The organism is Pseudomonas fluorescens, assembly GCF_902497875.1.
Taxonomy (GTDB): domain Bacteria; phylum Pseudomonadota; class Gammaproteobacteria; order Pseudomonadales; family Pseudomonadaceae; genus Aquipseudomonas; species Aquipseudomonas fluorescens_BR.
In genome coordinates this window covers 66,490-91,469 of sequence record NZ_CABVHY010000029.1, presented here as the reverse complement: position 1 = coordinate 91,469, position 24,980 = coordinate 66,490, and the positions used below count along the sequence as shown (strand labels likewise).

The window sequence follows — 24,980 nt, the reverse complement described above, 5'->3', positions numbered from 1 at the left end:
CGGCGTTACCGGTTACTGGCGATTGCGACGGGCACGACGGCCTGCCAACAACAGCACCAAGTACGCCACGATCACTGCCGGGATCAGCCATAGCAGTGACGGTTCACGCCAGGCATCGAGGCCCTTGGGTTCGTCCTTGTCGATCATTTTGCTGCCGCCGGGATCCTTGGCATCAAAGGTGGTGATCGGCCCGTGGTTACCGAGAATCGTCACAGTGCCCCGCGTCAGTACAATCGGTCGGTCAAATTGCGGTGCCCGGGCGCCGAGGGTGCGATAAACCAGACCGTGCTGACTGCCCGCCGTCACCACTTGCAGAGACGCCAGTTGATCCAGTTGATCCGGTTGTTGCAGGTCCAGCAGAAGCTGATCCTGGTTGCGGATACTCAGGCGACCCTGTGGGTCAACCTGCACCGATTCGTCGCCGTCCTTGATCGGTAGCTCAAAGGCCAGGAACGCTTGATTCGGTGTGACCAAGGCGTGGGGTTCGGCGCTGACACTCAGTTGCGCCCGCAGCGGCGAAACGCCGGTGGCACTGATCACCTGGATGAGCTGCGGCAGGCTGTCGGCAGGGCTGTCGAGGTAGCTTTGTGGCACCAGCAGCTGGGTGTCCACGGCAAAGCGTGCGGACAAGCCGGCGAAGTCATCGTCCAGCGTGGCTTCTTTCAGCACAATATGGCTGGTGGGCAATACTGACACCGCGAACGCTTGCGGTACCTCCTGGCAACCGTTACTGACAGGCTGACGCTGGAACGATACACGCAGCACGTTTTGCGAACCGAGCGCGTAATACGGAATGGGTGCTTCGATCCGTTGTTTTTGACCGTTGGCGAACAGTTGCTCGGCGCCGATCAGGTATTCGTTGAGAAACACCGACACCACGGGGGGTGTGTCTGACACGCCGGGCGCAGCGGAGACATCGACAATCGCTTTGACCGGCACGCGACCGTCGTAAGCGACGCTGCCCAGGGCGAAAGCAGTGCTCCACTCGGATTTGGCCAGTACCTCGAGCGTGCCGGGAATCCCGCCCAGGCGCGCCAGTGTCACGCGGCCGTCGGTGTTCACCGGTAGTTGCGCTTCGCTGAGGGTCAGTTGGCGATTGCGCGCCAGTTTGCTCCATGCCGAGTTGAACAAGGTCAGCGCTTTGACAGTGGCTTCAGGCACGATCGACAGCACCGGGCGGGTGCCCAGCAGCGCCAAACGAACGTTGTCGCTGCCAGTGGCACCCATGCCGGCGTTGATGTGCCTTGTACGCCATTGCACGAAGGCCTGTGCCGCAGGTGCATCGAGGCTCTGGATCTGCTGTTGCAGCGCGTCCAGCGATTCGTTGATGGCCTTGAGCAATTGCGGGTCGCTGACGGCGAGGTCTGCTTGCAGGTTCGGCGTCTGACCCAGCACCAACAACGCGCCGATTTCGGCGGTATTGGCCAGGACGTGTCGGTCCTTGCCATTGAGGCTGGCGAACGCTGGGACAGTCAGCAATTCGGCGGGAATGCGCAGCGCACTCAGGTCCACCGTGGTGTGTACGGACGGGAAGGGCAGAATACGCGCGTGTTTGCCGATCCGCTGCAGCGCCACGCCGAGACGCCACGTGGCGTCATAGCTGGCGGGCGACAAGGTGCCGGGGGCAACCAGAATGCCGGGTGTGCCAGGCAGGGCATTCCAGGCAGCGTCGATGTCATGCAGCTGACTGGCATCGTAGCTATAACTGAGGCGGGTCCGGGGATCGACGCGCAGCACGTTGCCGATGGAGCCTGCCTCTTCGCAGCTTGCTGTGGATGCCGCCGCCGACCAGGCGATGCCCAGGCGTACGAAGCCACTGTCACGCGCGGCTTTGTCGACACCCACGGTCGCGCTGGCATTGCCCCGGGCCTCGTTGAGCTCCTGCGCCACCACCGGGTAGCCGTCCAGTGACAGCAATAACGTATTGCGGCCACTGTCGCTGTTGAGGTAACTGGCCTCAAATGTCAGGGTGGCGTCAGTCAGCGGCACATTGGCCGGGATCGGCAAGTACAGATCACGTCGGGAGTCCGCGGCGCTAAGGATCATAGGCGTTGTGATCCCCAGATCGCGCAACTCGATTTCGCGCACTTGCAGCGTGTCGGCATCGAGTTTGGCAATGGCTTGGGTCAGCGCACTGTCGGCCCCTGAAGCAACCACAGGTGTTAGCGCCAGGCTCACGCCGCAAGCAAAGATGCTGAACGCGCCGCAGCGTACGGCAACAGAAAACTTCATTCAGACAAATCCATAAGTGTTATCGATAGAGGCAATCGGAAGGAGCGGGCAGGCCTTACAGCCGGTGTTCACCGGCTGTTTTCAGGCAGTGACGCGACCACAAATTCGCTTACGGGGCGTCCCATCAAGGCATCGACAATGCGTGCGCTGGCCTTGCCATCGCCATACGGGTTGGCCGCCCGCGAGGCGTTCTGCCAGAGTTGCCGGTCATCGAACAGGGCGTTGACCCCGGCGATGATTGACCCTGGAGTGGTGCCGACCAGGCGTACCGTCCCGGCAGCCACCGCTTCTGGCCGCTCAGTCACCTCGCGCATGACCAGCACGGGTTTGCCGAGTGAAGGGGCTTCCTCCTGCACGCCGCCCGAATCCGTGAGAATCACGTGGGCATGCTGCATGAGGCGCACGAAGGACAGGTAATCCAGCGGTTTGATGAGGTGCACATTAGGTAGATGACCCAGGTACTCGGTGACCGGGCCGAGCACATTGGGATTCAAATGTACGGGGTAAACAATCTGAATATCCGGGCGTTGGGCGAGCGTGCGCAGGGCCTGGCAGATGTCGATGAAACCACCGCCGAAATTTTCCCGACGGTGCCCGGTGACCAGCAGCACTTTGCGCTCCGGCGTGAGGAAGTCGAATTGTCGATCAAGGCGCTGGCGCAGTGGCCTATCTTGCTCGATACGCTGCGCCGCCAATGTCAGGGCGTCGATCCCGGTATTGCCGGTGACGAATGTCTGGCCTTGCAGGCGTTCGTCAAGCAGGTTTTGCCGGGATTGGGAGGTCGGTGCAAACAGCAACTCCGCGCCCAGGTCGATGACCCGACGATTCATCTCTTCTGGCCAAGGCTGATGGATATCGCCTGTGCGCAAACCGGCTTCTACGTGGCCCACTGGAATACGCCGGTGAAACGCCGACATGGCGGCTACCATCGCTGAGGTGGTATCGCCATGCACCAGCACCTTGTCCGGCCGAACGTCTTCCAGAATAGGGTCGATGGCGGCGTAGAGCGCGGCGGTCAGGGAATTGAGCGTTTGCTGCTGCGTCATCACCTCCAGCGTGTAATCCGCCTTGAGTTCGAACAAGTCGAGAACCTGCTGCAGCATGCTGGCGTGCTGGCCGGTAATACAGATTCGTGAATCGATACCGGGCTCTGCCGCCAGCGCTCGAACCAGCGGAGCCATCTTGATAGCTTCTGGACGCGTGCCGAATATCGAAAGGATTTTTATCCTGGAATCTTTACTGGTAATGATGCCCTCCCGCACATTCTAATGTGACTAACTGTAACTGCCTGAATTGTAAGTTTTGGTAAGGCATTCATATTGGGCGGAGACAGAATAGTGCTCTGCGGGATATGGCTAATTGCCTGTATTCTGGCGCGGCGGAATTATTGGCGATAATTCACTTCAGAAGCAAGAATTTTCACACGCCATGGTGTTTTGTTGTGGTAAGCATTCATCGCTAAAGTGACAGCCCGTATGTAAATTGATTAGCGTTACAAGCACTGTGTGATGACCCTGAAGTGTTAGTTGTGCAGGGGTCGCTTGTTAACAGAACTTAATAGGAGGTTTAAATCCTGGCTAGCGTTATCTCTGCGGCTGACATTATTCAAGCGTCAAAAATATGGCTAAGCCCCACCTCATAGTTACCCTTCATGTAAAATGTATAACTTACAAACAATAACAATATTTAATATTGAGGGTTCATGCCTTCTTTGCGAACTTGATGCTTGTTGTAAGTTTTCACACGCGTGAACTACAAGCTTCAGGATCAGCAACAAGTGATTACTCGACGGGCTTGATGGACACCAACTCGAAATACCTGAATTTTTCCTTCCCTGCTGCTTTTTTCGCCTGCAGTTCCGCCTCGAAGGTGCTCAACGTTTTCGCATCGTAGGTGAACAGCGTTTCCTCGCCCTCGAATTCCTTGCTGGCGCGCAGCACAACCCTCAGGGCCGGGTAGGGGCGTTTGGGCCGTATCGGAGCTTCGCGAGTCGCTGGAGAAAATTGAACAACCGGTGTGGGTGGTTCAGCGGGCGGAACATAGGTATCCAGCCCCAATGCTTCACGCATCTCGTTCTCGGTCAATTCCGTAGGCATCGTCGATTGTTCCTTGTCAGGTGTTTCGGGGCAGGATAATCAACAGAGCCCGTGGAAAATTCAAGTCAAATTTGTGAAAAACGACGTAACGCCTGGTCAGCAGGTTTTGCCGGGTAACCGCGATCGCGGATGCCGCCCACTGAAAGCGCTCAGGGTGCTCGCCGCAGGCCCGCAAGCGGCACTCAGCGCAGTTTCATCCAGGCGACTTCGACAGTGGTTAATAGCGATGACAGATGGACTGTAAGCCCATCCAGCCTGTAGGCGTGCTCAGCCCCGCGCAATGGCGAAATAACAAGGCAGTGCTATCGTTTAAAGTTCCAAAGGCGTTATGGAGAGGAGATCAGTTAAATGGTTACTCGCCTTCAAGAAACCAATCGCTTCGAAGCAGTAGGAAGGTCTGGGCACACCTACACGATTATTGAATCAACCAGCCAGACTGCACTGGACGCTATGAATGGCGGCGACAGCGGGTGGACTAACGGATCAATCTATCTGCGCGCATTGTATTTTGGCCCCGTCAGCCAAATAAACGAGTCCGAGTTCCTGATTTTTCTCAACGGAGAAAAAGTGAAGAAACTGTGAGTGAATGCAGGGCGCTAGTGCGATCGCCGATTTCAGTCGAGAGAAAGTGTGCGGTTTTCATGCTGAAGAGCCAAGACCTGCCAGGTTTAACGCTGAGCGTCAAAGCGGTTTAACGTACTGTGGCAAATCAGATGATTCCAGCACATCGTGATAAACCTGCGCGGTTCTCGCGCACATGTGCTCGGCGGTAAACAGTTTTTCAAAGCGCAGCTTGGCGTTGCAGCCAAAGCGCTCGGCCTCTTGTGGATTGTTCCACAGGCGGAACATGGCTTTGCGTAGGGCCAGCGGAGAATTTGGCGGGACGGCCAGGCCGGTTTCTTCGTGAATATTGACGTAAGTAGTGCCTGTCCCGATCTCGCAGGAAATCATCGGCTTGCTATACATCGAGGCTTCCAGCAGCGAAATACCGAACGCTTCCGAGCGTAGGGGCGAGGGGAAGACAAACGCGTAGCACATCTGCAGGAGGCAGGCCTTGTCTTCATCATCCAGGCGACCCAGAAACAGCACGTTGTGTAATTGCAGCTTTTGCGCCTGGACTTTGAGCTCCTGCTCTTGCGGTCCGCCGCCCAGGATCACCACGGGATAGTCAACGCCTTCCAGGGCGCTCAGCAGATCGTCCAGGCCTTTGTAATAACGCAGCACCCCGACGAACAGGAAAAACTTCGCCGGTACGCGTTGGCGCCAATAGGCCTGTTTTTCCGTGGACAGCTTCGGATACGCCGCCTGATCCAGCCCATAAGGAATAACCACGGTCTTGTCGGCGAAGGGCTTAAGGGTTTCGCTGGTGCGCTGATAGTTCGGTGACGCCACAAGGATGCGGTCCATGCTTTTGAGGAGCTGGTGCATGAGTGGGCTGTAGACGTTCAATAGCGTGCGTTGCTTGATAATGTCGGAGTGATAACTGAGCACCGTCGGGCGACCATGACCGGTGACGAAATGCACCAGGTCCATCATCGGCCACGGAAAATGGAAGTGCACGATATCCGCCTCGGCGGCCATTTCTTTGAACTGGCCGAATACCTTCAAGGAAAATCCGGTAGAGGCCAGATTGAAGCTTTCCTTCACGCGCGTGACCTGATGATCGGCCACTTGCACGCGAGCGGGGTGCGGATTCGGGCTGAGCGTCAGCACCTCGCCTTCAATGCCCAGGGCACGACTGCCTTGGCAGAGCTGGAAAATGACCTGCTCAATGCCGCCGGTGGTGTCGGGATGGTACGTTTTGAAAAAATGCAGGATGCGCATGACATGCCCGAGGGAAACGTGTGTGGCTGACTTCCAGTTCATCCATGACAAAGCCGCTTGGCTTACATCTGAAATGCAGGCTGTTTCTGGGAGCAGTTAAAAGCGCGGAACTCTACCGCTAAAAATTACGTGATTGCAAGCGGAATAAAAAGAAACGTCCTACGTGTAAAGGTAATCTGCCTGCTTGTTTTTTAAATTTTCTTATATGTTGAGCGTTTGGTGGATGGTACACTCCCGCGCTTTTCCATACTCCCTCTTGGCAGTTCTGAGAATATGCGCAGTACACATGAAAACAGCTTGCAGGCTGCTTTAAAGGCTTGTAAGAGCAGTTTCATATCGGTTGGCTTCTTCAGCCTGTTCATCAACGCCCTGATGCTCGTGCCGACCTTCTATATGTTGCAGGTCTACGGACGGGTAGTGACGAGCGGCAGCGTTTCAACGCTGGTCATGCTGACGATCATCATGACCGTGCTGATGGTCACCATGGGTGCGCTGGAACTGGTTCGTTCGCGGATCATGGTCCGCGTCAGCAGCAAGCTGGATATCCTGTTGAGTCGCGATCTCTACCGTGCCAGCTTCAAGCGCGCGCTGGACAGTGGGGGTATGGACTCCTCGGCCCAGGCGCTGAATGACCTGACAGGTCTGCGTCAGTTCATGACGGGCAACGGCTTGTTTGCCTTTTTCGATGCGCCCTGGCTGCCGATCTACATTGCGGTCATGTTCATGTTCCACCCGTGGTACGGCTGGATGGCAATCGTCTGTGCCATCATTTTGGTGATTTTCGCGATCCTCAACGAGAAAATGACCGGTACCACCTTGGCTGCCGCCAACAAAGAAAATATCGCCGCCAGCCTCTATACCAACAAGAATCTGCGTAACGCCGAAGTCATCGAATCCATGGGCATGCTCAATACCCTGATCGATCGCTGGGCTCACCGTCAGAAAAAGGTACTGACGCTGCAATCGATCGCCAGTGACAAGGGCGGTCTGATGACCAATATTTCCAAGACCTTCCGCATGCTGGTGCAGTCGTTGATTCTCGGTTTGGGTGCCTACCTGGCAATCAACCATGAAATCAGCGCGGGCCTGGTCATCGCCGGTTCCGTACTGCTGGGCCGCGCATTGGCGCCGCTCGATCTGATCATCGGCAGCTGGAAAGGCTTTATCAGTGCCCGTTCGCAATATGCGCGTCTCAATGAAATCCTCGACAAGCAAAAAGCCGAGCCGCAGCGCATGTCCCTGCCGGCGCCCCAAGGCGACGTACTGGTAGAAAACCTGATTGTCGGCGCGCCCGGCAGCAAGAACCCAATCATCAAAGGCATCAGCTTTTCGGTCCCCGCGGGCCAGGTGGTCGGTATCATCGGCCCGAGTGCATCCGGTAAATCGACCCTGGCGCGTGCTCTGATGGGGATCTGGGCACCGCAGCATGGCGTCGTGCGCCTGGACGGTGCCGACATTGCCAACTGGGATAAAAATGAACTGGGCCCGTACGTAGGCTACCTGCCACAGGATATCGAACTGTTCGAAGGCAGCATCAGCGAGAACATCGCCCGTTTCGCCGATATCAATGCTGAAGAAGTCATCAAGGCCGCCCGTATCGCGGGTGTTCACGAAATGATTCTGTTGTTGCCTGAAGGCTACGACACGGTGATCGGCAGTGACGGCGTCAACCTGTCCGGTGGCCAGCGCCAGCGTATCGGACTGGCCCGAGCCCTGTACGGTGCGCCGCGCTTGATCATCCTCGACGAACCCAACTCCAACCTCGACGACATCGGCGAGCAAGCGCTTGCGCAAGCCATCATGTTCATGAAAACGAGCGGCTCGACCATCTTCGTGATCACCCACCGCACAACCATCCTGTCGCAGCTTGATCGCCTCATGGTAATGAGCGGCGGCGGTATCAGCATGTATGGCCCGCGCGAACAAGTCATGGCCGAACTCAACGCCCAACATCTCGCAGCTCAACAAAAAGCAGCCGAGGCTGCTTCAGACGCAGTGCCCGCCCGCGTCTGATAGGAAGATCGTCGATGACCCGAAATACGCTCACCACAACCGCCGACATCTTTGATGGCGTTCCAGTATCCGATACGCAGTCCCGGCGCGTCGGATTCTGGATCGTATTTGTGACCTTTGGCCTGTTCGGCTCCTGGGCCGCTTTTGCACCGCTCGACAGCGCCGCTTATGCGCCAGGCGTGGTTACCGTGCAGAGCTACCGCAAGACCGTCCAGCACCTGGAAGGCGGTATCGTCAAAGACGTGCTCGCTCACGACGGAGACATCGTCAAGAAGGGCGATCCGATCATTGTGCTCGACGATGCCCAGCTCAAGGCTGAATACGAAACCACCCGCAGCCAGTTCATTGCCGCCAAAGCCATGGAAGCGCGTCTGCGCGCCGAGCGTGATGACAAAAGCAGCATCGATTTCGAAACGCTGCTACCGGCCAATACGCCTCGTGGCGAAGAAGCACGCGACAGCGAAATCCAGGTGTTCAATGCTCGCCGTGGCTCGCGTCTGGGTGAAGTGGCGGTATTGCATGAGCGTATTGGTCAGTTGAACCAGCAGATCAAGGGCACCGAAGCCATGATCGCCACCAAGATCAGCCTGGAGAAATCCTACAGCAGCGAAATCGGCGAGCTCGAAGAGCTCCTGGCCCAAGGCTTCGTCGACAAGCAGCGCATGCTCGAACAGCAGCGCAAGCTGGACATGCTCAAGTCCGAAGTGGCTGACCATAAGTCCTCGATTACCAAGACGCGCCTGCAGATCAACGAAACGCAATTGCAGATTTTGCAGATCAACAAGGACTTCAACTCCGAGGTGGTCAAGCAACTGGCTGACGTCCAGACCAAGGCCTATGACCTTCAAGAGCGCACCGCGGCGCTTGAAGATCGCCTGGGTCGAGTGGTCATTCGTGCCCCGGATGACGGAATGGTTATCGGCATGACCGTCCACACCATCGGCGGTGTAGTGCGTCCGGCGACCCCGTTGCTGGACATCGTGCCATCGGTTTCTCAGCTAGTGATCGAGGCCCACGTGCAGCCTGTGGACATTGACCGCATCGCAATCGGCAAACTGGCCGACATCCGTTTCAGTGCTTTCAACAGCGCGACCACCCCGCCAATCCAGGGCGTAGTGACTCAGGTATCTGCGGATCGCCTGACCGATGAAAGAACCGGCCAGCCTTATTACCTGGCGCGGGTTGAAGTGACAGAAGCCGGTAAACACAAACTGGGTGACCGCAAACTACAGCCGGGCATGCCCGCAGACGTGCTGATCAATACCGGCAAGCGCACCATGCTGCAATACATCATGCAGCCGGCCACTTCCGCTATTGCCCAGTCGATGATCGAGGAATGATCGTGCGCCTGTTTCCATGCCTGTTGTCGGGGATGTTGGCGCTGCAGGTACATGCAGCCGAACCGAAAACCACCGAGCCTGCAACGCCTGCGCCTAGCAGTGTCAGCGCCAAGGACTACTCGGTCGACTTGATGCAGCTCTACCGCGAGGCTCGCCTGGAAGATCCGCGGGTGCTGGCCGCTTACGCACGAACCGAAGCCGGCAAGGAGCATCAGCGCGAAGCGTTTGGCTCCCTGTTGCCGCAGGTCACTGCCAATGCGGGGGCGAACCGGATTAAACAGTCCAACGCGCTCATCAGTCAGGTTTATAACAGCGAGAACTACAGTATTGGTCTTAGCCAGGTCCTCTATAACAAAGCGGCCTGGGAAAACTATAAAAAATACAAAAGCCTGGCCAAGCAGGCTTTATCCGAGTCTGACGAAGCCCAGGCCGAAGCGACTGTCGATCTGGCACAGCGTTATTTCGCGGCATTGGCTGCTGACGATGAGCTGGAGCTGGTCCAGGCCGAGCGTCGCGCCACCCAAAAGAATCTCGACCGGGTCAGTGCGCTGTACGAAAAAAAGTACGCCATGGTCACTGACGTACTCGACCTCAAGGCCCGTGTCGATGCCTTGATTGCCCAGGAAGTGGATGCGCGCAACCAGGTCAGCCTGAGTCGCGCCGCGCTCTCCGAAATCGTCGGGCGTCCGGTCAAGGAAAAACTCAGCCGGGTTCGCAACGATGTGCAGCTCAAGGTCTCGGAGGAATCCCTGGACAGTTGGGTTGAGCTGGCCCAGACCCAAAACCCGACCATCAAAGCCACCCAGAGCGCGGTCGAGGCCTCCGAGGCAGCGTTGCGCGAAGGCAAAGGCGGGCATTACCCGACGCTGGGTCTGAACCTGAGCGCGCAAAACACCAACGAAGGCTATAACAACACCCTCACGCCGAAAACCGACAGCTATGTGGCCGGTTTGCAATTGTCGGTGCCGATTTATAGCGGTGGTTCCACATCTGCGCGGGTACGGGGCCTGTATCAGGACCAGTTGTCTGCCGAAATGCAGCTGGAAGCTACCCGTCGTCAGGTAGTCAAGGAAACGACCAATGCTTACTTGACCGCGGACTCAAGCGTCGAAAAAATACGCGCCAATCGCAATGCCCTGTCTTCGGCCGAACAGTCCACCATCGCTTCGGAAAAAGCGTTTGTTTATGGCGTGGTCAACGCCGTAGACGTACTGACCGCCGTCCAGAACGAATTCAAGGCGCGGCGCGACCTGCTCAAAACCCAATACGACTTCATCACCAACCTGTTCATTCTCAACCGGTGGGCTGGCAAGTTGACCGACGATAGTGTGGAAAGCGTCAATGTCTGGCTGAGCAACAACAGCCAGACGGACCCAGTCCTCGACCGGAACTCTAAGCAATGAATGCAACTCAGAAATCAGTAGTTATCACGGGCATCACCGGACAGGACGGTGCCTACCTTACCCAGCTGCTGCTGGAGAAAGGTTACAAGGTCTATGGCACCTATCGCCGTACCAGCTCGGTCAATTTCTGGCGTCTGGAAGAGTTGGGTGTTGCCACCCACGAGAACCTTGAACTGGTCGAACATGACCTGACTGATTTGAGTGCCAGTATTCGTCTGCTGCAGAAAGCCGAGCCGTCGGAGGTTTACAACCTCGCGGCCCAGAGCTTCGTGGGCGTGTCCTTTGATCAACCGATCACCACCGCCGAAATTACCGGCATCGGTGCGGTCAACCTGCTCGAAGCCATCCGCATCGTCAACCCGAAGATCCGTTTCTATCAGGCCTCGACCTCGGAAATGTTCGGCAAGGTGCAGGACGTTCCGCAGACCGAAAGCACCTCGTTCTACCCGCGCAGCCCTTACGGCGTGGCCAAGCTCTACGCGCACTGGATGACCATCAACTACCGCGAGTCCTACGGGATCTTCGCTTCCAGTGGCATCCTGTTCAACCACGAGTCGCCGTTGCGTGGCAAAGAATTCGTGACCCGCAAGATCACCGACGCTGTGGCGCGCATCTCCCTGGGCATGCAGGATCGCCTGGAGCTGGGCAACATGGACGCCAAGCGTGATTGGGGCTTTGCCCAGGAATACGTCGAAGGTATGTGGGGCATGCTGCAAGCGGATGAGCCGGACACCTTTGTCCTCGCCACCAACCGCACCGAAACCGTGCGCGATTTCGTATCGATGGCCTTCAAGGCCGTTGATATCAATCTGCATTGGAAGGGCAGCGCAGACAACGAACAAGGCATCGACACCCGGACAGGCAAGACCCTCGTCCAGGTCAACCCGAAATTCTACCGCCCCGCCGAAGTCGAACTGTTGATCGGCAACCCGGAAAAGGCCAAGCGCGTGCTGGGCTGGGAAGCCACTACCAGCCTGGAGCAACTCTGCCGGTTGATGGTCGATGCCGATTTGCGGCGCAACCATAGCGGTACTTCTTTCTGAGTGACCCCGGCTCTGGTCCATGTCGACCCGAACACCAGCGAGTTCGGGTCGCCTCGCTTCGCCAAATGGCACTTCATCAAAAGGCCCGATTCCGGTCTATGCCCCTATACCGTCCGCTAACGGTCCCGAACAGGAATGCCTTGATTGAACACAACGCTTAGCGAACTCTGGCAGGCTCGCCACTTCATAAAAAACTCGATTCGCAATGAGTTCGTGTCGAAGGTGGTGCGCAGCCGCCTTGGCCTGTTATGGATTGTCCTTTACCCGCTGGCCCAGGTTGTGATCTACGCCTTTGTGCTGTCGGTGATCATGGCTGCCAAACTGCCCGGTTTGAACAGCACCTATGCGTACCCGATCTACCTCACTGCCGGCATCCTGGCCTGGACCTTGTTCGCCGAGATCGTCAGCCGTTGCCTGAACGTTTTCATTGAAAACGGCAACCTGCTGAAAAAAATGGTCTTCCCGCGACTGGCCCTGCCCACCATTGTCTGTGGCAGTGCCTTGCTCAATAACCTGGTGCTATTGGCCTCGGTATTGGCGATCTTTGCCTTGTTGGGGCACATCCCGAACCTGCAAATACTCTGGCTGCCAGTGCTGACCTTGTTATTGATGGGTCTGGCCCTGGGGCTGGGCCTGACCCTGGGGTTGTTGAATGTATTTTTCCGCGACATCGGTCAGGTCGTTACCATCGTGCTGCAGTTCGGCTTCTGGCTGACCCCGGTGGTCTACAACATCGAGATGATCGCCGAGAAATACAGCCGTTACCTGCACATCAACCCCATGACCGGTATCGTTCAGGCCTATCAGAGCGTATTGGTCTACGGTCGGGCACCGGATTTTTCCCTGTTGGTCTACCCGGCGGTGTTCGCGGTGGTAGCCCTGCTGATCGCGGCGGCGCTCTATCACCGCGCCATAGATGAAGTGGTGGACGTGTTATGAAGGCTGCGCTAAGTGTCGAAGGCATTGGCAAGGCCTTCAATAAATATGCACGCGAAAGTCAGCGCGTGCTGTCCTGGCTGGGTATTTCCACGCCATCGGTGGTCCGCAAGTGGGTCCTCAAAGACATCTCTTTTGCACTCAAGCCCGGCGAGGCAGTGGGGCTGATCGGCCTCAATGGCGCCGGTAAAAGCACGCTGCTGAAGATCATCACCGGCACCCTCAAACCCAGCACCGGGAGTGTCCGGATCAATGGCCGGGTGTCGGCGATCCTCGAACTGGGCATGGGCTTCCACTCCGAGCTGACAGGACGGCAGAACGTCTATCACGTCGCGGGACTGATGGGGTACACCCAGCAGCAGATCGATGGCTTCATTAATGAAGTGCATGCGTTTTCCGAAATCGGTGATTACTTCGAGCTGCCGGTGCGGGTTTACTCCAGCGGCATGCAGGCGCGTCTAGCCTTCGCCGTGGCCACCGCCGAGCGCCCGGAAATCCTCATCGTCGACGAAGCCCTGTCGGTGGGCGATGCCTACTTCCAGCACAAAAGCTTTGACCGCATTCGCCAGTTCACCCGTCAAGGCACGACCCTGCTGTTGGTCAGTCACGACAAACAGGCGATTCAAAGCATTTGTAATCGGGCGATTTTGCTCGATGGCGGCACCGTCGCCATGGAAGGCGAGCCCGACGTGGTAATGGACTACTACAACGCGCTGCTCGCGGCCCACCAGGACCAGCAGATCATTGCCGACCCACAAAGCCAGGGCGCTTTGCTCTCGGGTACTGGCGAGGCCGAATTTCTCAGCCAGCAGATGTGTGATGACGCCGGCCAGCCGGTGGAAATCGTCGATGTCGGCCAGAGCGTGCACTTGCATGTAGCGGTCCGTGCCCACGTGGCTATTCCCAACCTGGTGCTCGGGTTCCTGATCAAGGACCGCTATGGCCAGGATGTATTCGGCACTAACACCCGGCTGCTGGACAAGGTGTGTTATGACATCGCCGCGGAATCCGATCTGTCGTGGTCGTTTGCTTTTCCGGCCAATATCGGCCCGGGAAGCTACTCCATCACCCTGGCTCTACACAGCCACGCCGGGCATATCGAGCATAACTATGCCTGGCAGGAACGCGCTTTGATGTTTGAAGTGGTTAACCGCAGTCAGCGTGAATTTGCAGGCGTTGCCTGGCTGGGTGTTCAACTGGAGAGTCGTCAACACCATGAGTGATGATTTTTATCGTGCACTGGAGGAGCGCTTTCGCGCTTCCCGTGAAGAAATTCGGGCGCGCCTCGAAGGCTATCGTCCGTTTCTAACTGCTTTGTGCCAGGTCAATCCACGACCAAAGGCCTTTGATATCGGCTGTGGGCGCGGCGAATGGCTGCAACTGCTGACGGAAGAAGGTCTGGACGCGCAAGGTGTGGATCTTGACGATTCGATGCTTGCGGCCTGCCATGAGCGTGGCCTGCAAGCGCGGAATCAGGATGCCCTCGAGGCATTGCAGGCGCTGCCCGACGAAAGCCTGGACCTTATTTCGGCTTTCCACGTGGTCGAGCACCTGACCTTCGACTATCTGCAAGCGCTGCTCAAAGAGGCTCAGCGTACCCTGAGCGCCCAGGGCCTGCTGATCCTGGAAACGCCCAACGCCGAAAACCTGATCGTGGGGACCAACAATTTCTATTTGGACCCCACCCACGAGCGCCCGGTCCCGGCAATCTTCCTGGAGTTCCTCTGCCAGCACTCCGGTTTTGCCCAAAGCAAGATCGTGCGCCTGCAAGAAGATCCCGCGCTGCACGATCCCGAGGCCCACATCGGTGTGTGGCAAGTGCTTTACGGTGTCAGCCCGGATTACGCCATCGTTGCGCGCAAGTCATTGCCCGCGGCGCAGGCACAGGATGCGTTCGGCGACCTGTTCAGCAAAAGCTACGGTCTTGATCTGCCGACCATGGCGCAGCGCCATGATCAGTACGCGGTAAGCAACCTGCAACACCTTCAACGCCTTGAGGACCAGTTGCACGCGCAACGCCAGGACGTTGAAGAGCAGTTCCGCGGGCAACGCCTGGAATTTGACCAGGTACATGCGCAGCGCCAGGACCTGGAAGAGCAGTTCCGCGCGCAACGAAAGGACTTTGAAGAGCAAGGCAAATACGTCGAGCATTTGGCCAAGCTCTGCACCAGCAACGCCGAGCGCGCTGCAGTGGTTGAAAGCGAACTGCGGCTTATATACACCAGCCGCTCCTGGCGGATGACCCGGCCCATGCGCCAGGTGGCCGATACCCTTCGCCACATGGACCGCGCCACGCTCAAGCGCGGTTTAGCGCTGAGTGTCAGCCGGCCGGTGTTCGGCGCCTTGAATTATGTCAACAGCAAGCCGGGTCTGGCCAAGGCGTTACGCATGGCCGTCAACTATGTGCCTGGCCTCAAAGGCCGGATGCGCAGCATGACCGCCCGGTTGAACCGACTGACCCAGCCGATTCTGGCGGAGCTGTTGATCAGCTATTCGCCACGGGTCCTGCAACTGGGTAAGGACGTGCAACGTCTGCTGGATCCTGCGCGCATGGCGCCGGCCCCGCAGCCACTCAATGAGCGTCCGCGCCTGGCCTACGTGTCGCCGATGCCTCCGGACCGGACCGGCATTGCCGACTACACCGCCGAACTGTTGCCGGCCCTGGCCAAGTACTACCAGATCGACGTCATCGTCGAACAAGGTAGCGCGCACCCCACCGGCAGCGGCTATCAACTGCGCGACCCGGACTGGCTGCGCAACAACGCCGACAGCTACAGCGCCGTGCTCTATCACTTCGGCAATGCGGCCTTCCACTGCTACATGGTCGAGTTGCTGGACGAGGTGCCCGGCATCATTGTCCTGCACGATTTCTACCTGAGCGGCTTGATCTGGGCGATGGAAAACCGTCCGGCCTTCGGTGGCATCAAAATGCGCGAGCTGTATTACAGCCATGGCTACAGCGCACTGATCGAAGCCGGGCAAGACGAGCGCCAGATCGCAGTACGTTACCCGTTCAACCGCAGCATCCTGCAACGTGCCCAAGGGGTGATTGTCCATTCGGCGGTCTCCTTGCGCCTGGCCGAACAGTGGTACGGCGCGCCGGCGTGTGCCGATTGGGTGCAGATCCCGCTGCTACGCGAACTGGCCGATCAGAGCGATAAGGCTCGTACCCGTTCCCTGAGCCGCGCGGCGCTGGGCTTGGCTGAAGACGCGTTCGTCGTCTGCAGCTTTGGTTTGCTGGGTGAAACCAAACTCAACGACCGACTGCTCGACGCCTGGCGGGCCTCGGACCTGGCCAGCGACTCCGATTGCCATCTGGTCTTCGTTGGCGATCTCGGCACTGACGACTATGCCCAGCGGTTGCGTAAACAGCTGGCTGACATCGGCACCAATTCGCGTATCAGCATTACCGGTTGGGCTGACAGCGCCACTTTCGAGCATTACCTGGCGGCTGCCGACGTGGCGGTGCAATTGCGCAGTCTATCCCGTGGCGAAACCTCAGCCGCGGTGCTCGATTGCATGAACCACCAGCTGGCAACCATCGTCAACGCCAACGGCAGCATGGCCGACCTGCCAGAGCAGGGCGTGTACCGCTTGCCCGATGCCTTCAGCAATGCCCAATTGGTCGAGGCGCTGCAGCTATTGCGCCACGACCCTCAGGCGCGCAGTGCCCTGGGCCAGCGTGGGCGTGACGTCATCGAGCAGCAACACGCGCCGCAGCATTGTGCCGGCCTGTATCACGCCGCGATCGAGCAATACAGCCAACGCAATCGCCAGGTCGAACAGGACTTGCAGCACACCTTGGCCGAACTGCCGATACCAGTACGTGAAACCAACGAAGTGCTAGCCCTGGCTGAACAGCTGCTGCAAGGCCACATCGACCCGCTGCGCCCTCGACAACTGCTGCTGGACGTGACCGGCACCTATGCCGTTGACCGTCACAGCGGTATCGAGCGCGTGGCCAAAGCCTTGACCCTGGCCTTGCTCAACCAGCCACCGGCTGGCGTGCGAGTCGAGCCGGTGTACCTCTCCGATATCGGCGGTCATTGGCATTATCGCTATGCCAGTGCCTTCACCACCAAACTGCTCGGCTTGCCCGATGTGCTGGTGGATCGAGGCATCGATTATGGTCCTGGCGACCAACTGATTGCCCTGGATATTTCCGGCAATGCGCTGGTTCAGGCCAGTCTGGCGGGTGTTTACACGCGCCTGCAGACCGGGGGCGTCAACTGTCGGATGCTGGTTCATGATCTGTTGCCGGTGACCCGTCCGGAATTGTTCCCGCCGCAAGCCGACCAACACTTCACCGAATGGCTGAGCCACGTCGCCAGGCTCGACGGCGCGGTCTGCGTGACCAATACCGTGGCGGGCGAATTGCGTCAGTGGATGCAGCAGACAGTGCCGGATCGAATCGACCATTTCACCTTCGACCACTCTCACCACGGCGCCGATCTGTCGAGCTCGGCGCCCAGCCAGGGCCTGCCCGCTGGCGCCGACAAGCTCATGGCAACCTTGGCCTTGCGCCCAAGCGTGCTCATGGTCGGCACCCTCGAACCCCGCAAAGGTTATCTACAAGCCGTCGAAGCGTTCACGCTGCTGTGGGAGCAAGGGGTAGACGTCAATCTGGTGATCGTCGGTCGTGCCGGTTGGCAGCAATTGCCACTGGATCAGCAGCGCAGCATTCCGCAACTGCTCGCGCGCCTGGCCAACCATCCGGAAAAGGGCCAGCGTCTGTTCTGGCTCGACGGTCCGAGTGATGAATTCCTTGAGCTCATCTACTCCAGCGTCAATGGCTTGCTCGCCGCTTCCGAAGACGAAGGCTTTGGCCTGCCATTGATCGAAGCGGCACAAAAAGGCCTGCCGATCCTGGCGCGCGACATCCCGGTGTTCCGCGAAGTGGCCACGCAACACGCGTGCTTCTTCAGCGCCGATGATCCGCAGCAACTGGCCGCAGCGGTCGAGCGCTGGCTGGAAGAGGGCTTCCAGCCTGCATCCACCGCCATGGCCTGGCTGACCTGGCAGCAAAGTGCCGCCAACCTTCAGCGCCTATTGTTAGATTCGCCGGCAACCGCTACCTGAGTTTTCGCGGGCAGTGCTGCTTGGTGTGGGAGCGAGCTTGCTCGCGATGGACGTTAACGATAACGCGTACTTTCTGAATAAATGCGCCGCCCTTGAGTCCATCGCGAGCAAGCTCGCTCCCACAGTGGACGGAGCTTGCCCGCGATAGGGTCAGTCCGTTGCCACAGATAGCGACCTCGCTATTAGCTAGCTAACAATATATGAAAATTAATCCATGCTAACCCGATCAGAAAAACCCCACAGCGACGTTCTCCCTGTCTTGTTTACAGGTAGGAAGGTGGGTAGGGTTGCAGCGTTTTTTGCCGAGATAACCCGATGACTTCTACACCGCAACCCGCTGTTACGCGCACAGCCTATTACCCCTATATCGACGGCATGCGCGCCCTGGCCGTGCTTGCGGTGCTGATCTATCACCTGCACGGTCCATGGTTGCCGGGCGGTTTTGTCGGGGTTGATGTGTTTTTCGTCATCTCTGGCTTCGTCGTCAGCGCCTCGATCGTCAGCTTTCGTGGCCGTGGCCTGCTGCAATTCTTCGCCTATTTCTACGCCAGGCGGATCAAGCGGATCTTCCCCGCGCTGATCGTCTGCTTGCTGGTGACCGCCTACGCCACCGCGCTGTTCGTGCCCACTTCGTGGCTCAGCGCGGTTAACCAGAAGACCGGGCTGTACGCGTTCTTCGGCTTGAGCAACTTCATCCTGGCCCAAACCGGTCGCGACTATTTCGCCCCTACCACTGAGTTCAACCCCTATACCCACACCTGGTCACTGGCGGTCGAGGAGCAGTTCTACCTGGTCTTCCCGTTGATGTTCCTGGCCTGGCTCAGTGGTCCTAAAGGTCGCGCGCTGTCCATTGGCCTGTTCGTCGCAGCGGGTATCGCCTCGCTGATGTTCGCCGGTTGGCAGAGCAGCGTCAGCCCGACCGAAGCCTACTTCCTCACCCCGAGCCGTTTCTGGGAACTGGCCGCGGGTGTGTTGCTGTTTCAATTGACCCAACAGAAACCAGTGCTCGAAACCGTGTCGCCGGGGCCGTGGCGCGGGATCTTCGGCGCACTGTCGCTGTTGCTGCTGTTAGCCGCGCTGGCGTTTTCCTCGCCCGCGCATTTCCCGTTTCCTGGCGCCTTGCCTGCCGTACTGGGCACCGTCGGGGTGATCTACTGCTTGCATCGCCATCCACACCTGCGTCGTCTGCACACGCTGTTGGGTAACGCGCCGCTGGTGTACATCGGGCGCATCTCCTATTCCCTGTACCTCTGGCACTGGCCGGTGTTTGTGCTGTTCCGCTGGACAGTCGGGATCGACACGCCGTTGCTGCGCGTCCTGGCCGTGGTGCTGACGTTTGCCCTGGCGATTGCTTCGTACAAACTGATTGAAAACCCGATTCGCCATTCCCACGCCATCCGTCGTCTGCCACAGACCGCCGTCATCGTGCTCGGCCTGGCGTTCGTCGGCGCCAGCTGGTGGGGCGCGGAGCGGATCGCGCTGAATTTGCACCAGATTTCTCTCAGCACCTTGAGCAAGAACCAGGATGACTGGTACCCCCATGGGTCATGGTTCAGCGCCGACAATCCCGGTTGCCTCGCCGAGCCCGAGTACCACACTGTCGGCGGTGGCTTGATGATGAGCTACAAGCCCTACAACTGTGCGACGCCGCGGCCGATCAACGAGCAGAGCATTTACGTGATTGGCGACTCCCATGCGCTGGCGTATGAAGGCCTGTTCAAGCAATACGCGATGCGCAACAGCACCCAGATATTTGCCTACAACAACGGCGGCTGCCCGTTCATCAGCCTGCAACCGTTCCGGGAAAACGATAACGCGCAATGCCAGCAGTACGCCAAAGCGTCGCTGGAAGACCTGCACAAACGGCTCAAGCCCGGCGATATCTTGTTTTTGCCGTCGCTGCGTCTGGCGCGGCTGTCCGATCAGTGGGCGTACTTTGGCGAAGCAGAGGCTGCGGCACAAATGTTCGGGCCGGCTGCCGATGCCGGACGCGAGCGGGCGGTGAAAGACGCGGTGAATGTCCTCAAGGAATTCTCCGACAAGGGTGTGCACATCGTTTTTGAAGGGCCCAAGCCGTTGTTCCGCGCGCCGCCCTTTCGTTGCGCCGACTGGTTTAACCACAACAACCCGATTTGCGCCCCGGGCTTTAGTGTGTCCAAGCAGCTGCTGGAAAGTTATCGCAAACCGGTCATGCAGTCTTTCGCTGAAATAATTCGGCAACTTCCGAGTGCTTCGGTATGGGACCCGTTCCCTGTTTTGTGCCCGGGTGAGGAGTGCAATGCCTTCCGAAATGGCAAGCCGCTGTTCCTGGATGGCGATCATTTAAGCGGAGACGGAAACTTGACGCTTTTAAAAGATTTCACCGAATTTATGGCAAAACGCCTTATGCCATTGGGGAAAGCCGCAACAGCGACTTCTGGCTTATAAAAAAAAGGTAAATCCTTGTAGGAATTTTCTTGTTTCGAGGTAGGGAAGCTGTGTAGGATGGCAGCGCTTTATGCCAAATTGTCTAGGTATATGCATGGAATTAAAACGTACTGGACTAAGCTTTTTTGGCTGAAGTGATTATCTATGAAGGAGCTACCCCTTTGAACGGGGGGGCATCAGGCTGGGGCCGACGGGCCCGCTAACACAACGCCTGCCTGTCGATTCGACTAATTTTGGAGAAGTACCTCACATGGCAACTCAAGCACAACTCAAAGCAGTACAAGAACTTTACGTAGCTTACCTGGGCCGCGCAGCTGACAGCGCTGGCCAGGCTTTCTGGGCTGACGCTATCGTTAAAGGCACAGCTACCATCAAGACCGTAGCTACTGGCTTCACCTTGAGCGCCGAGTACAAGGCTGCTTACGCAGGTCTGACTCCTGCTGCCCTGGTTGACAAGATCTACACCAACCTTCTTGGTCGTCCATCTGACGCTGCTGGTAAAGCTTTCTGGGTTGATGCTTTGGCTAAAGGCACCGTAACTGCCGATACTCTGGCTGCTACTATGGTGACCAACCTGGGCGCGCTGGACCAAGCTACTATCAACAACAAAGTTTTTGTTGCTCAGACTTACACTGACGCTGCTGGTGCTGCTTACAACCCAGCAGCTGGTACAGCTGTACTGGTTGGTGTAGACAGCACTCCTGCTTCGGTTACCGCTGCTCTGGCTACCATCTCCAACGGTACTCTGGCTGGTCTGGTTCCTGCACAGGGTCTGATCGCTGCTCTGGACGCTGCTCAAAACGCAGTTGTAGCTAACAACACTGCCAAAACTGCTGCAGTAGATGCATTGGTTGCCAAGCTGGCTGCTAACGTAGCTGTGTCCGACACTGACGCAATTAATGCTTTGTCGTCTTATGCTGCAAAAATCAGCGCAATCACCAACGATGCTGCTGCTTTCCGTCTTGCCGCTTCTGGCGAACCAAGCACAACTGTATTGGTTACTCGTGCCTCTGACGCCAGCACCGCCTTGGAAGCTGCACGCGCTCTGCTGAGCGCTGATGCAAAAACCAAAGGTGCAGCTTATGAAGCAGCTGCTAAAACCAACGCTTCTCTGACAGCTGCTAAAGTTGCAGACGTTGCAGGCGTGAAAGCTGGTCTGACTGCTGACACTGCCTTCTCTGTTGGTGTTATCGCTAAAGCTGCACTTGTCGATGTAAGCATCACTAACTCTGGCTCTCTGTACGATTTCTATGTTGCTGGTAGCACTACTGCTGCCCAGCGCGTTGCCTTGGATGCTGCTCTGAAAGACGTTCCTTACCTGGCGACCTTCAAAGCCACAGCTTCTATCGACGTAGCTAAGAATGCTGCTGTTGTTGCAGTTAACACTACCAAAGCAGCAGTAGATCTCGTTGACACAGCGGTAGTTAAATTCTCCGCTCTGGCAGATACCAAAGTGCTTGCGGATGCAACTCTTGTTAAAGCTCAAGCTGCTGACGTTGACGTCGCTGCAGTTAAAGCTATCAATGACCAAGCCAAGGTACTGGATGACGCAGTAGCAAAAGCTCTTGTTGCTGTTGATGCCTTCGCTTCGACTGGCGTTACCCTGCACAAAATCGCAGCTGGTGTTGCTCCTGATGCTTCGGCTACTGTCGCAAAAGACGTGTTCTTCTTCGCCGACAAAGCCAACCTTGCTGCGGGCACCGACTACTCGATCGGTACTACAGCTGCTAACGCTTTCGGCGCTGGCGATAGCATCGTTTTGGGCTCCGCTTACACGTTCAACAATGGTGCTCTGACCACTGGTAACGGTAACGCACTGGAGTTCTTCCTGGTTAAAGGCGCTACCGGTACTCAAGTTGTTATCGAAACTGCAAAACACGGCAGCGCGACAACTACTGTAGATGCTGCTGGCACTGTAGTTCTTTCCGGCGATGCTGCTGTTATCACTCTGACTGGCGTAACTGCTGATCACGTGTCGGTAGCAAACGGTGTTATCAGCTACGTCTGATAAGCGCTGATGTGAATCCAACACCGGCCTTCGGGCTTGGTGAAGGGCTCTCGAAAAACCCGCCTCCTTAAAAGGGCGGGTTTTTTAATGAGCGCGATTTGATAAAACTACCTGACCTCAAGATCAATCAATCATCAACAGCAGAAACATTTTCAATGAAACCCGGCTGCATATCCCAAAACGACACCTTATCCGCATTCTGTCGGATGAATCAGCGGGTCGCTCTCGAGGTCATTATAATCCCGCCGTGCAGCTAGCCCGACGGGGTGAAAAGGTTGGAAACGTGAACCCTGCTGCATTTTTGTTACTTAACACTTGACTCATATCTCCTGAACAGCGTAGCTGCGGTTTTCCTTAATCGCGCAAATAAGGCTGTGCGAGCCGCTGAATTGATCGAAATGCTCCAGCACTACACCCACCCGTAACCGCTGCACTGGTCTTCCCCGTCCTACCTGTCCCAACCGCTCCAGCGTCATCCCCTGCGTTACGCCCAACCTGCCATGTTATTGGAAAGGCCGCCAAGCCCTTCATTCTCGTGACACCCAACACCATTACCGTATAGAAAAACACGAACCAGGAATTTTCTGCCTCGGTTCAGAACTTCACTTTTTGGCCTTCTCCACTATTCGCTCAAACACCCGGCTGCTGCCGTCTGGACTGTGCACCAACAGCGAAACGCTTTTGCGGGCCATGGTGCCGTCGGGTTGCTGGTAATAGGTTGGCATGCCGTGGAAGGGACCACCAGGTGCGAACGGGTCAGGCATCGTCGAACGGTTCTCGACCATGGCTTTCCTCATCATTTGCATGAAAACATCGAATAGCGGGCCATCCTTCCAGTCTTCCGGGTGCCTCCCTGACTGCTTGCTGGCGCTGTCCTCAAACCCCGAAACGAACGCGATAGCTGATATCGCTCGCCGCATATCCTCTGCGTATTCGATTACCTCGGCACGGTGCACGGGATTGACCTCGAGGACGTCGCAGATGCCATCAAAGCCATAGCGCGCTGTTAGCATTTCGTCGTTCTGGTAGAGCCAGGTGCCAATGTTGAGCAAGGTTTCTTTGTGCGATTTTGATGCAGCCTTTTGTGCGGCTTTGATCGTGGTCAGTTGGCGCCGCGTGAATGGCAGTCCACCCTCTGCTTTTTTGATTTCGGCGGCGAAGTAGGCACGGGTCTGCACGCGTTCCGTGCTGATGTAACGGGCAATCCTTCGAGCGAGAATCAGGCTGCTGCGTGGGCTCAGGTTTGGCAGCTTCAGCAATTCGCCGAGCCGATCCGCGTGCTCAGGCTTCATTCGCATGGCTGGCCTCCCTGATCAGATCAATCACCGACACGATGCCCTGCGCGTAACTGCCTGGCCGGCCAACCGCCGACCGCTGCAAACTAATGATCACCTCGTGCGCACCAAGTGCGCTTAGCGATTTGGCCAAGTCCAAAGCAAGGCGGCGGCCTTCCAAAAACATGAAGTGATTTATTGGTCCATCGACTATCACCCCAAGACTCCGCAAAGTTGCGGAATCGTCTGCCTGTTCCTTTTTTCGGACATGAATTGAGGTTGGTTTCATTGGGTCCGGCTTGATCCAGACAGCTTGGCCTGCCATCCGCGCTCGAGCCTTTTTGAGTGCCAGTTGGGCGAGAGAGCTACTCATCTTCCCGACCTCTTGAATCAGCCGCCACATGCAGATTGAGATTGAAGCGGCAGTCAGCAGCCAGGCACATCAGTTCGCCGATCTTGGTCTGGTCGTCCTGGAGCATCTGGCCGAGGCGCACCAAGCGCGAGCCGAGACTTGCGAGTTCTCCGGCCCGGGTGCGGCCGACGGTGATGCGGGTACCAGCTGCGGTATTCACGCTCATAACTGGAATCTCTCTTCATGGCTGTGAGGGGCAGGGGTGGTCGCCGGGGTTGGCTGGTCATCGTCGGCGGCTCTGGCCTGCTGGCGATGGATCTGGGCGTCGGGCAGACAGCTGATGCCGCCCTGATTGACGCCTACGTAATGCCAGCAGGTGACGCCGCGAGCATCGTCGTGGATAACGCGCACGCCCCAGGGCAGGCTGTCGGCTTTGGCGCTACCGGCAAAGGCCAGCAGCAAAGTCAAAAGGATGACGGTCTTCATGACGCCAGTTCCTCGGCAAACTCATCGGGCATTGGCCAATTGAGCCCGGCAGCGTCAGCTAATTTATCCAGATCGTCGCCACCTACCGGGTCTCCGGCACCGATACGAACCATGGGCACGTTCGCGCATCCCGTGCCCAGTGCTGCATCGCGCAGCCAGCGGTACCGGCCTGCATCGGCAGCCATCCGAACGTGTTCGTCGATGTTGAAGGACGCAGCCTGGGCCTTGATGGCGGCCAATTCGGCCAAAGTATCGAGGAGCAGTTGCTGGCGCTGCTGAGCGTCAAGGTATTGACGAGTAGCCTGGACAAAAATACTGTTCATGCTTCGATCAAGATGATCGGCGGCACCTTCGATCTCGGCACGCAGGCCATCGGGCAGGCGAACCACAAACTTGTCAGCGGTACGGGAATCGTATTGGGTGGTGCTCATGTTGATCTCCTGAGGCTGATGGGGTGGCGCTTCACC

18 protein-coding genes and 1 pseudogene are annotated in these 24,980 nt (G+C 57.5%); 10 read left to right on the top strand and 9 right to left on the bottom strand.

Annotated elements, in window-relative coordinates:
- Positions 1-12: 12 nt before the first annotated feature.
- From F8N85_RS25510 to F8N85_RS25500, 3 genes and pseudogenes are all read right to left on the bottom strand, one after another.
- The gene (locus F8N85_RS25510) at positions 13-2,232 is read right to left on the bottom strand and encodes a cellulose biosynthesis cyclic di-GMP-binding regulatory protein BcsB (RefSeq protein ID WP_150806279.1); all 2,220 of its coding nucleotides are present in this window, start codon (positions 2,230-2,232) and stop codon (positions 13-15) included.
- A gap of 83 nt (positions 2,233-2,315) precedes the next feature.
- Positions 2,316-3,458: pseudogene (gene wecB, locus F8N85_RS25505) on the bottom strand (non-hydrolyzing UDP-N-acetylglucosamine 2-epimerase); the annotation flags it as partial.
- 555 nt (positions 3,459-4,013) lie between these two features.
- On the bottom strand, positions 4,014-4,328 hold the full coding sequence (locus F8N85_RS25500; protein ID WP_150806278.1) for a hypothetical protein: 315 nt from the start codon (positions 4,326-4,328) through the stop codon (positions 4,014-4,016).
- A gap of 348 nt (positions 4,329-4,676) precedes the next feature.
- Here F8N85_RS25500 and F8N85_RS25495 point away from each other — a divergent pair, with 348 nt between their 5' ends.
- On the top strand, positions 4,677-4,910 hold the full coding sequence (locus F8N85_RS25495; protein WP_150806277.1) for a hypothetical protein: 234 nt from the start codon (positions 4,677-4,679) through the stop codon (positions 4,908-4,910).
- A gap of 99 nt (positions 4,911-5,009) precedes the next feature.
- Here F8N85_RS25495 and F8N85_RS25490 read toward each other — a convergent pair whose 3' ends face one another.
- Positions 5,010-6,152: a glycosyltransferase family 4 protein gene (locus F8N85_RS25490; RefSeq protein WP_191636263.1), complete on the bottom strand. Its 1,143-nt coding sequence runs from the start codon at positions 6,150-6,152 to the stop codon at positions 5,010-5,012.
- A gap of 273 nt (positions 6,153-6,425) precedes the next feature.
- Between F8N85_RS25490 and F8N85_RS25485 the strand changes: the two genes are divergently transcribed.
- The 9 genes from F8N85_RS25485 (at position 6,426) to F8N85_RS25445 (ending at position 22,401) form a co-directional block, all read left to right on the top strand.
- Entirely contained in the window at positions 6,426-8,165 is a 1,740-nt protein-coding gene (locus F8N85_RS25485; RefSeq protein WP_150806275.1) for a type I secretion system permease/ATPase, read from the top strand.
- A 14-nt stretch (positions 8,166-8,179) separates the two neighbouring features.
- The gene (locus tag F8N85_RS25480) at positions 8,180-9,505 is read left to right on the top strand and encodes an HlyD family type I secretion periplasmic adaptor subunit (protein WP_150806274.1); all 1,326 of its coding nucleotides are present in this window, start codon (positions 8,180-8,182) and stop codon (positions 9,503-9,505) included.
- Complete coding sequence (locus tag F8N85_RS25475) at positions 9,502-10,908, top strand: TolC family outer membrane protein (protein WP_150806273.1); 1,407 nt, start codon at positions 9,502-9,504, stop codon at positions 10,906-10,908. The genes F8N85_RS25480 and F8N85_RS25475 overlap by 4 nt, the downstream gene beginning before the upstream one ends.
- Positions 10,905-11,951 carry a GDP-mannose 4,6-dehydratase gene (gene gmd / locus F8N85_RS25470; protein ID WP_150806272.1) on the top strand — a complete coding sequence of 349 codons (1,047 nt, stop codon included), beginning with the start codon at positions 10,905-10,907 and terminating at the stop codon, positions 11,949-11,951. The genes F8N85_RS25475 and gmd overlap by 4 nt, the downstream gene beginning before the upstream one ends.
- 144 nt (positions 11,952-12,095) lie before the next feature.
- On the top strand, positions 12,096-12,890 hold the full coding sequence (locus F8N85_RS25465) for an ABC transporter permease (protein WP_150806271.1): 795 nt from the start codon (positions 12,096-12,098) through the stop codon (positions 12,888-12,890).
- Entirely contained in the window at positions 12,887-14,110 is a 1,224-nt protein-coding gene (locus F8N85_RS25460) for an ABC transporter ATP-binding protein (RefSeq protein WP_150806270.1), read from the top strand. Before F8N85_RS25465 ends, F8N85_RS25460 begins: the two co-directional genes overlap by 4 nt.
- Positions 14,103-17,966 (top strand): glycosyltransferase, encoded by a 3,864-nt coding sequence (locus tag F8N85_RS25455; RefSeq protein ID WP_150806269.1) that lies wholly within the window; start codon positions 14,103-14,105, stop codon positions 17,964-17,966. The genes F8N85_RS25460 and F8N85_RS25455 overlap by 8 nt, the downstream gene beginning before the upstream one ends.
- Before the next feature lie 315 nt (positions 17,967-18,281).
- Positions 18,282-20,393: an acyltransferase family protein gene (locus tag F8N85_RS25450; protein WP_150806268.1), complete on the top strand. Its 2,112-nt coding sequence runs from the start codon at positions 18,282-18,284 to the stop codon at positions 20,391-20,393.
- A 250-nt stretch (positions 20,394-20,643) separates the two neighbouring features.
- Positions 20,644-22,401 (top strand): DUF4214 domain-containing protein, encoded by a 1,758-nt coding sequence (locus F8N85_RS25445; protein ID WP_150806267.1) that lies wholly within the window; start codon positions 20,644-20,646, stop codon positions 22,399-22,401.
- Between the two features lie 602 nt (positions 22,402-23,003).
- Here the strand turns inward: F8N85_RS25445 and F8N85_RS25440 are convergent.
- The 5 genes from F8N85_RS25440 to F8N85_RS35490 form a co-directional block, all read right to left on the bottom strand.
- The gene (locus tag F8N85_RS25440; protein WP_224795744.1) at positions 23,004-23,579 is read right to left on the bottom strand and encodes a hypothetical protein; all 576 of its coding nucleotides are present in this window, start codon (positions 23,577-23,579) and stop codon (positions 23,004-23,006) included.
- Between the two features lie 103 nt (positions 23,580-23,682).
- Positions 23,683-24,048 carry a hypothetical protein gene (locus F8N85_RS25435; RefSeq protein ID WP_150806265.1) on the bottom strand — a complete coding sequence of 122 codons (366 nt, stop codon included), beginning with the start codon at positions 24,046-24,048 and terminating at the stop codon, positions 23,683-23,685.
- Positions 24,041-24,253 carry a hypothetical protein gene (locus F8N85_RS25430; protein WP_150806264.1) on the bottom strand — a complete coding sequence of 71 codons (213 nt, stop codon included), beginning with the start codon at positions 24,251-24,253 and terminating at the stop codon, positions 24,041-24,043. The genes F8N85_RS25435 and F8N85_RS25430 overlap by 8 nt, the downstream gene beginning before the upstream one ends.
- Positions 24,250-24,513: a hypothetical protein gene (locus tag F8N85_RS25425; protein ID WP_150806263.1), complete on the bottom strand. Its 264-nt coding sequence runs from the start codon at positions 24,511-24,513 to the stop codon at positions 24,250-24,252. Before F8N85_RS25425 ends, F8N85_RS25430 begins: the two co-directional genes overlap by 4 nt.
- The gene (locus F8N85_RS35490; protein ID WP_150806262.1) at positions 24,510-24,944 is read right to left on the bottom strand and encodes a CopG family ribbon-helix-helix protein; all 435 of its coding nucleotides are present in this window, start codon (positions 24,942-24,944) and stop codon (positions 24,510-24,512) included. Before F8N85_RS35490 ends, F8N85_RS25425 begins: the two co-directional genes overlap by 4 nt.
- Positions 24,945-24,980 lie beyond the last annotated feature (36 nt).

Excerpts from the sequence above, each read along its gene's own strand:
- F8N85_RS25510 (WP_150806279.1), bottom strand. The coding sequence starts at position 2,232 with ATGAAGTTTTCTGTTGCCGTACGCTGCGGCGCGTTCAGCATCTTTGCT.
- F8N85_RS25500 (WP_150806278.1), bottom strand. The coding sequence starts at position 4,328 with ATGCCTACGGAATTGACCGAGAACGAGATGCGTGAAGCATTGGGGCTG.
- F8N85_RS25495 (WP_150806277.1), top strand. The coding sequence starts at position 4,677 with ATGGTTACTCGCCTTCAAGAAACCAATCGCTTCGAAGCAGTAGGAAGG.
- F8N85_RS25490 (WP_191636263.1), bottom strand. The coding sequence starts at position 6,152 with ATGCGCATCCTGCATTTTTTCAAAACGTACCATCCCGACACCACCGGC.
- F8N85_RS25485 (WP_150806275.1), top strand. The coding sequence starts at position 6,426 with ATGCGCAGTACACATGAAAACAGCTTGCAGGCTGCTTTAAAGGCTTGT.
- F8N85_RS25480 (WP_150806274.1), top strand. The coding sequence starts at position 8,180 with ATGACCCGAAATACGCTCACCACAACCGCCGACATCTTTGATGGCGTT.
- F8N85_RS25475 (WP_150806273.1), top strand. The coding sequence starts at position 9,502 with ATGATCGTGCGCCTGTTTCCATGCCTGTTGTCGGGGATGTTGGCGCTG.
- gmd (WP_150806272.1), top strand. The coding sequence starts at position 10,905 with ATGAATGCAACTCAGAAATCAGTAGTTATCACGGGCATCACCGGACAG.
- F8N85_RS25460 (WP_150806270.1), top strand. The coding sequence starts at position 12,887 with ATGAAGGCTGCGCTAAGTGTCGAAGGCATTGGCAAGGCCTTCAATAAA.
- F8N85_RS25455 (WP_150806269.1), top strand. The coding sequence starts at position 14,103 with ATGAGTGATGATTTTTATCGTGCACTGGAGGAGCGCTTTCGCGCTTCC.
- F8N85_RS25450 (WP_150806268.1), top strand. The coding sequence starts at position 18,282 with ATGACTTCTACACCGCAACCCGCTGTTACGCGCACAGCCTATTACCCC.
- F8N85_RS25445 (WP_150806267.1), top strand. The coding sequence starts at position 20,644 with ATGGCAACTCAAGCACAACTCAAAGCAGTACAAGAACTTTACGTAGCT.
- F8N85_RS25435 (WP_150806265.1), bottom strand. The coding sequence starts at position 24,048 with ATGAGTAGCTCTCTCGCCCAACTGGCACTCAAAAAGGCTCGAGCGCGG.
- F8N85_RS25430 (WP_150806264.1), bottom strand. The coding sequence starts at position 24,253 with ATGAGCGTGAATACCGCAGCTGGTACCCGCATCACCGTCGGCCGCACC.
- F8N85_RS25425 (WP_150806263.1), bottom strand. The coding sequence starts at position 24,513 with ATGAAGACCGTCATCCTTTTGACTTTGCTGCTGGCCTTTGCCGGTAGC.
- F8N85_RS35490 (WP_150806262.1), bottom strand. The coding sequence starts at position 24,944 with ATGAGCACCACCCAATACGATTCCCGTACCGCTGACAAGTTTGTGGTT.